The following is a 7027-nucleotide window of genomic DNA, read 5'->3' as shown; positions in this document are numbered from 1 at the left end:
AGCTGCTTGCCCTCATAGGGGGCGACGGTGAAGTCCTTGAGCGAGACCCAGCCCGACTTCGGCTGCGCCAGCGGGCCGGACGAGGTCCACCGGTAGGTCGACGGAAGGTTGCAGGTACCGGTCGGCGTCGGAGTGGGCGTCGGCGTCGGGTCGGGGGTCGGCGTGACCGTGGGGGTGGGAGTGGGGGTTCCGGGGTTCCCGGTGCAGGCCACGCCGTTCAGGGAGAACGAGGCGGGCGACGGGTTGCCGCCGGTGTACGAGCCGTTGAACCCGAAGGCGGTGCTGCCCCCCGACGGGATGGCCGCGTTGTAGGCGACGTTGGTCGCGGTCACCGTCGAACCGGACTGGGCGGACGTGGCGTTCCACATCTGGGTGATCTGCTGGCTGCCCTCGAAGGACCAGGTCAGCCGCCAGCCGTTGACCGCGTCACCCAGGTTGTTGATGGTGACGCTGGCGCCGAAGCCACCCGGCCACGACGAGGTGACGGCGTAGTCGACCCGGCAGGCGACGGCCGCCTGCGCGGGCTGCGTGGCCACCAGCCCGGCCGCCGCCAGCAGGATCGGGATCGCGATGATCGTGAAGACGCGGCGTACGGCAGGTTGGGACGGGGCCGTCGGTGTGACGGCGGAAGGACGCGGTGTCCGCGTTCGCCAGGGCAGGCGCATGGGTGCTCCTCATCTTTTCGTCCAGCCGCTGTCGGGGACTGGTGCGGGTGGTGGCGTGCCGGGGGGTGCCGCCCAGGTGTACACGCGGGGCCAAGATCGTTGTTAGCGCTAACATTACGTTCGCCGACGGACTGCACCATTTCTCTGGCGAGAGATGGTGGTGGTGCGCGGAGCCAATACGATGTGGCCGATCCGCGTCAAGGCACGCCCCTTGGCCCTCTTCCCCGCGCTCGCGCCCCCGGCGGGCCTTCATCTGCCCTTACGGGCATCCGATCGCACCGTGCGAGATCGGCTCTGTGATGAAACGTTCAGCGATGGCGATGGTCTTCTGCCGTGCGCGGCCGTTCGACGCGGCGGCGAGCAGGCCGTGAACGTCCGTCGTCGGGTCCCGGACACCTGGTTGACGGAGCCGGCGAGGCGTCGCGTGACGGTAGGCACCAGCGGGCCCAGACGGTTTTGCCGGGACGGTCAAGGAGGGGAGTGACGCCGCGGTCGTGGGCGAGAGCCCGGACGATGGCCAGGCCGCGACCGTGGACGGCCTCGGCGTCGAGGGCGAGGAGGCGGGGCTGCCCGGTTCCCCGGTCGGTGACCTGGAGCCGGAGCTCGTCCGTGCCGGCCCGCGCGGAAAGCCTGACCACGGGCTCGCCGTGGACGATCGCGTTGGCGAGCAGCTCGCCGGCCACCAGGACGGCGTCGTCGACGAGGTGGTGCAGCTCCCGGTCGACGAGGATCTCGCGCACCATGGCGCGGGCCTTGCCGACGATCGGCAGGTCGTGCGGCAGGTCCCAGCAGACGGTCAGAGGGGCGTCCGGAGTCCGCGAGCCGTCCGGGGCCGGTGGGGTGTCCGGGATCTCGGGCATGATCTCTCCTCGGGAAGGCGGTGGGCCGTGCTCGGCCTCGCGCATCAGGTCGCGTAGCTCGCCGGCGGTGCCGGCCCGCACGATCAGAGGTTCGGGAGCGGGCCACATGGCGGCAGCGTGGAAACGCCGGGTGCCGGGGCCGTACCAGACGGTCCAGGCGGGCTCGACCTGGTCGAGCCGCTCGGCGGCGGCGCGTTCGGCCGGGTCCCAGGACCGGTGGTCGATCTGCGCGGTGGCCGCTCCGCGCCGATGCCGCCCGCCCTGCCGGGGCTGGGAGGCGCGTTCGTTCACGCCGTCGCTCCCTGCCGGTACGGGGCGTGCCTGCCGGAGGGGGTACGGGGGTTCGGCGGCCGCCCACGCCGGTACGGCACGACGACCGTGGCCACGGCCTGCTCCGGCCGCCGATGCCGGCCGGGGGAGCCCTCAGCGGGCCGCACGGGAAAAGCGACGGAGGCTGTGGGGCGGGGGACCGTAGAGCCGGGAATCGCCGGGCCGGGGATCGTGCGGAGGGGCGTCGTGACGGGCGGGCGGCTGGAGAGGCTGAGGCGGCGGCGAACGCTCATCCGCGCGTGGACCTGGACAGGGGTGGGCTGCTCCCGGTGGTGGTGCGCGCGGTGCGGAAGACTGGCGGCCTCGTGGGTGTACGGGGGATGGCCGCACCAGCGGCAGCCGAGCGGCATCGGCGGCCGGTTCGCGTGCCAACGCACCCGGATCGGCCTGGGGTTTCCTCTAGGGTTACGCATCAGGTCGGACCTCCAGAGTCCGGTCGAGGGGCTTGTCATGGCGTGCCGCGCCGTGGCAGGCCCCGTCTGGTTTGGTGGGTTCGCCTTGCGAGGAGGCGACTCCGCAGGACTTACTCAGCGGTGACAGGTGTGTGTCCGGCAGAGGCGTGAAGCACGACCGATATCTCCTTCTCCAATGAATCGACAGACACTTTTCGCCCCCTTATCCGGACATAAGCGGTGTTTCTCGATGGCCCGAGAAGAGGGCTCCTCATACGCGTGAAAGGGCCACTCCGGTAGCGTTTCTGCCGCCCCGGACCACTTCACAGAGTGCCCCCGGATAGCTACTTTGAGTAGTGAAACATGTGGCACATCAGTGCGACAGTTTGTGAAAAAGCTGTGTCATTTGTGTCGCGGTGTGGAATCCATCGCTGGATGGAGTCGCAATGTTCACGAACTCCGAGCTCGACCCGACAATGAGCAACCTGGCTCTCTTCGGCGCGGAACTCCGTAAATGCCGAAAAAAGGCAAAAATGACTCAGGATGAGCTGGCCGAGGTGACCCAGTTCAGCAGGAGTCTGCTGAGCTTCGTCGAGAGGGGCGAGCGCACACCCAGCCGCAACCTGGCACAACGCTGCGACGACGCCCTGAGGGCGAACGGGGAGCTTGTTCAGTTCTGGGCACACATCACCCATGCCGCGAGCCCCTGGTGGTTCCGGAGCTGGCTCGACATCGAGCCGGCGGCGCACACGCTGCACACCTGGGAGCCGCTCGTCATACCTGGCCTCCTCCAGATCGAGGAATACGCGCGGGCGGTTATCCGTGGAGAGCCCGGCATAACCGACGAGCAGACGGAAAAAGCCATCGCCGCCCGGATGGAACGTCAGGCGATCTTTGATCGCGCCGACCCGCCTCTGTTTCGCGCGGTGATCGACGAGGGCATTCTGTACCGCCCGATCGGCGGCAGGGACGTCATGCGCCGACAACTCGAACGCCTCGCGCAGGCGATAGAGTCCCCGCGAATCGGCATCCAGATCGTTCCCATGGAGCTGGGAGTGACGACGGGAATCCTCGGCGGTTTCGTGATCGCTCAGCTTCCGGGAAACCCGGATATGGTGTACATCGAATCCGCAACCAATGGATATGTGTCGAGTCGTCCGGAAGATGTGGAAGCCATCCACGCCAGATACGACGCCCTGCGCGCGGAGGCGCAGCCCCAGCGCGCGTCCATCGGGTTGATCAGAAAGGCGGAGAAACTGTGGATCTGAGCGACGAACTCAAGACCGCGGCCTGGCGCAAGGCCACCAAGAGCGGATCCAACCAGGGAAACTGCCTGGAGGTCGCCCCGTTGTCCGGCGGCCGGGTGGGCCTGCGCGACACCGAGGCTCCCGACCAGGCGCCCTTCGTGGTGAGCGCGAGTGTGTGGGACGCCTTCGTCGACGGCGCCAAGAAGGGCGAGTTCGACTTCTGACTCCGCTCCCAGGGACAAGGAAGCCCTCGACCAGGTGGCCGAGGGCTTCTGAGGTCGTACGGGCTATGCCACGGTGTATTCGACGTCGCCGAAGTCGGCCACCACGCGCAACCGCCCGCCGAGAGCCTCCACGTAGGAGCGCAGGGTCGCCACCTCGACACGGTCGACCTCGCCGTGCTCGATGGCCGAGACTCTCGGGCCGGAGATCCCCATGGTGGTGGCAACGTCGCGCTGGGTCAGATCCTGCTCCCGCCTGATCTCCGCGAGCTTGTACGCCCTGATCTCCGCGGCGAGCTGCTCCATCGCGGCGGACTTCTCGGCATCCGATTGCACGGGCAGTCCCGCAGCCTGGCGCCGCTCCCGCTCCCGCTGCTTCACCTCGTCCCAGTTGACCGCGCTCATTCGTACTCCCTGCTAGCCAGCTCCGCTATGTGTTCGGCGTACCGTTTCTCCGCCATCGGGATATTTGTGTCATACCAATGGTCCCAGTTGCCGGCCTTGTCGCCCGCGACCAGCAGTACTGCCCGGCGGACCGGGTCGAATGCGAACAGAATGCGGATCTCACTTCCTTTTGACGAACCAGGTCGCAACTCTTTCAGATGGTGATTGTCGGCTCCTTTGATGCGATCCACCAGCGGTCGACCAAGTGTCGGCCCGACCTGCGCCAGCATGTCTATGGCGTTTTCGACCTGATCAGCGCTGCCCCAGTCGTCCTGGCACAACTGGTCGTACCAGTCGGCGACCTCGGCACCAGCACGGCCTGCCGTCCAGCTCCGTCCGGAGCTTAACCCTGGCATTAAGACAGCAGCAAGGAGGCGCTTTCCTGACCAGAGGAGCAAGCCGCCTACTCTACTTCTTCCAGCTCGTCCGTTCGTGACTGTTTGTGGGTATGGACTGTCCCGAAGGTGATGATCGGTGCCATCGAAGTGCGCCGCATGCCGGAGAACGACGCGAGGCGTTCGAAGCCCGAGGAGGCCTTGCTCAGGGGAGGTCGATGGTGAGGCCGGAGGTGGCGATGCCGATCTCGCCGTCGTATTCGGCCCCGGCGGCGGCTCGCGCGGCGGCGGCGTCCGTCCCCGGCAGCAGGTGGGTCAGCACCAGGTGCCGGGCGCCGGCTTCCTCGGCCTGCCGGCCTGCCTGGCGGGCACTCGACAGGTTGCGCCGCGATTCCTCCGGGACCAGGTCCGCATAGCTGGCCTCGGCCAGGAACAGGTCGGCGCCGCGCGCCAGCTCCACCGTCTCGGGGCTCGGGCCGGTGTCACCGGTGTACGCGAGCACCCGCTCGCCCGCCGTCAGCCGTACGCCGGCATTGGGCACCGAGTGCGGCAGCAGGCGGGTCCGCGCACGGAACGGGCCGATGTCGATCCGGTCGCCGGCGGTGAACTCGCGCAGGACATGGGCATCGGTCAGCATTCCCGGGCGGTCCAGCGCGAGCACCGCGTCCAGGGCGCCGGGCAGTGAGTACACCGGCAAGGGAGCCGGCGGATCGTCACGGAACGCGCGTGCCCGCAACAGCGGGTTCAGATCGGCGCAGTGATCGGGATGTCCGTGACTGACGAACACCGCGTCGACCTGATCAGCGGTGACCCGTTCCAGCAGTCGCGGCACCGTCGCGTACCCGGGGTCGACGAGCAGCCTGAACCCGCCGTGCTCCACGAGATAACCACTGCAGGCCTGGCCCGCCCCCGGCCACGCACCGCATCCGCCAAGGACCGTCAGCAGCATCCATGAACCCTACTTCCGGCTCGCCGACCATGGCGCGTCCGTGGGGGCGAGGGGCTTCCACCTTCCCGGGCCAGAGACGGTGCCGGGGTTTTCGGGGGCGATGACTGGCCACTGTCGGACACGCTCGGTTGCCGGTGAATCACCAAGGCCGCGCTGTCGGCATAAAGGAGACGATGCGCCCGGACTTCGCCCTTGGCCCGTGAGGCGTCCGCCGCGGCCGGGAAAGCCGAGCGAGCCGCCCGCGTCGCTTTCAGGGGCAGACGTGTCCGGCCGCGTTCGATCCGCGCTACGGCGATCCGCGGTCGCCACGGATCGGATTCGCGCTGCGGCGATCCGCGACCGCCACGGAAGACGGCCGCAACCGGTCGGCCAGAAGACCCTGGAAATGCGAGCACGTCATGATGTCGTCGTGCGGGCATTCCAGGCCGCCCTCCAGCATGTCGAGCGCGGCCCGCGCTCGGGCGATCCGTGCCAGCAGCCTCTCGCGGTGGCGGGCCATCACCTCGTGGCGGGCCGGTGCGGACGGGGCGGCGAGCATCGTCCGGATGTCCGCGAGCCCGAAGCCCGCCTCCTTCGAGATCAGGATCGCCGCCACCCGGTACAGGTCCGCGTCGGTGTAGCGGCGGCGGTCGCCCGCGCGGGCCGGTGTCACCAGTCCTTCCGCCTCCCAGTGACGCAGCACGTGTGTCGGCACCCCGAACTGAGCCGCCACCTCACCGATTGACTTCATGTCGACATTAAGTCGCACAATGACGGCCATGTCCACGTTACTTACCATGCTTGATGCCTTTGACGATCTACCCCAAGCACGCAACCTGCGGGAACACTCGTACCAGGCGCTGGGCGACACCGTCGTCGACGTCGGCTGCGGGAGCGGGCGCGCCGTCGGGGAGCTGGCCGCCCGCGGAGTGAGGGCCATCGGTGTGGACCTGGACTCCGCCATGATCGAGACAGCCACCGGGCGCTGGCCCGCCGGCGAGTTCCATGTCGCCGACGCCACCGAGCTGCCTCTCGACGACGGCTCGGTCACCGGCTTCCGCGCCGACAAGGTCCTGCACGTCCTCGCCGAGCCCGAGCGAGCGGTCGCCGAGGCCCGCCGGGTCCTGGTCGTGAACGGCCGCGCGGTGCTCGTCGGCCAGGACTGGGACACATTCGTGATCGACTCCGACGATCCCGGCCTCACCCGCACGCTCGTCCACGCTCGCGCGGACGGTATGCCGAACCCGCGGGTCGCCCGCCGGTATCGCAACCTCCTGCTGGACAACGGGTTCGTCGATGTCATCGTCGAGGTCCACACGATCGTGTGGACAGACGCCGCGTGCCTGCCGGTGCTCGCCACCCTGGGAGAAGGCGCCTGGCTCGACGACCAGGCCGCCAGGGCACGCGACGACCGGCTGTTCGTTGCCGTTCCGATCTTCCTCGCTTCCGGGACTCGCGCCAGCTGAGCGCGGGCTCGGCGTCGGCGGCGTGCCGGAGCCGATCGACCTGGCCGAGGGCCGCCTCCTGGCCGCCCGGCCACGCGTTCAAGCGGGTCACCGGCGCGTCACCGCGCGAGCACCAGCCACCGCCTGGAAGCGGGGCCGC

Annotated in this window: 9 protein-coding genes; 3 read left to right on the top strand and 6 right to left on the bottom strand. The window is 68.9% G+C overall.

Annotated features, from left to right (window positions below; translation table 11 throughout):
- Positions 1-665, bottom strand: a 665-nt coding sequence (locus AB0G15_RS37895) for a non-reducing end alpha-L-arabinofuranosidase family hydrolase (protein WP_362849793.1), incomplete at its 3' end; no start/stop codon positions are given.
- Positions 666-973: 308 nt separating this feature from the next.
- Entirely contained in the window at positions 974-1816 is an 843-nt protein-coding gene (locus AB0G15_RS37890) for an ATP-binding protein (RefSeq protein ID WP_362849790.1), read from the bottom strand.
- An 877-nt stretch (positions 1817-2693) separates the two neighbouring features.
- On the opposite strand from AB0G15_RS37890, the gene AB0G15_RS37885 reads away from it, so the two are divergent.
- Together AB0G15_RS37885 and AB0G15_RS37880 are read left to right on the top strand one after the other, a co-directional pair.
- Positions 2694-3515: a helix-turn-helix transcriptional regulator gene (locus AB0G15_RS37885; protein WP_362849787.1), complete on the top strand. Its 822-nt coding sequence runs from the start codon at positions 2694-2696 to the stop codon at positions 3513-3515.
- Positions 3506-3718 carry a DUF397 domain-containing protein gene (locus tag AB0G15_RS37880; RefSeq protein WP_362849784.1) on the top strand — a complete coding sequence of 71 codons (213 nt, stop codon included), beginning with the start codon at positions 3506-3508 and terminating at the stop codon, positions 3716-3718. Before AB0G15_RS37885 ends, AB0G15_RS37880 begins: the two co-directional genes overlap by 10 nt.
- A gap of 63 nt (positions 3719-3781) precedes the next feature.
- On the opposite strand, the gene AB0G15_RS37875 is transcribed toward AB0G15_RS37880, so the two are convergent.
- The 4 genes from AB0G15_RS37875 to AB0G15_RS37860 form a co-directional block, all read right to left on the bottom strand.
- A complete protein-coding gene (locus AB0G15_RS37875; protein WP_362849781.1) occupies positions 3782-4120 on the bottom strand; it encodes an XRE family transcriptional regulator in 339 nt (112 codons plus the stop codon).
- Positions 4117-4557, bottom strand: a complete 441-nt coding sequence (locus AB0G15_RS37870) for a type II toxin-antitoxin system RelE/ParE family toxin (protein WP_362849779.1) — start codon at positions 4555-4557, stop codon at positions 4117-4119. The genes AB0G15_RS37875 and AB0G15_RS37870 overlap by 4 nt, the downstream gene beginning before the upstream one ends.
- 142 nt (positions 4558-4699) lie before the next feature.
- A complete protein-coding gene (locus AB0G15_RS37865; protein ID WP_362849776.1) occupies positions 4700-5443 on the bottom strand; it encodes an MBL fold metallo-hydrolase in 744 nt (247 codons plus the stop codon).
- 286 nt (positions 5444-5729) lie between these two features.
- On the bottom strand, positions 5730-6203 hold the full coding sequence (locus AB0G15_RS37860; protein ID WP_362849795.1) for a MerR family transcriptional regulator: 474 nt from the start codon (positions 6201-6203) through the stop codon (positions 5730-5732).
- Here AB0G15_RS37860 and AB0G15_RS37855 point away from each other — a divergent pair.
- Positions 6202-6888 (top strand): methyltransferase domain-containing protein, encoded by a 687-nt coding sequence (locus AB0G15_RS37855; RefSeq protein WP_362849774.1) that lies wholly within the window; start codon positions 6202-6204, stop codon positions 6886-6888. The genes AB0G15_RS37860 and AB0G15_RS37855 overlap by 2 nt on opposite strands.
- Positions 6889-7027: the final 139 nt, after the last annotated feature.

Source organism: Streptosporangium sp. NPDC023825, from assembly GCF_040639575.1.
Lineage (GTDB): Bacteria > Actinomycetota > Actinomycetes > Streptosporangiales > Streptosporangiaceae > Streptosporangium.
The sequence above is the reverse complement of the archived record's forward strand: the minus strand, read 5'-3'. Positions and strand labels throughout refer to the sequence as shown.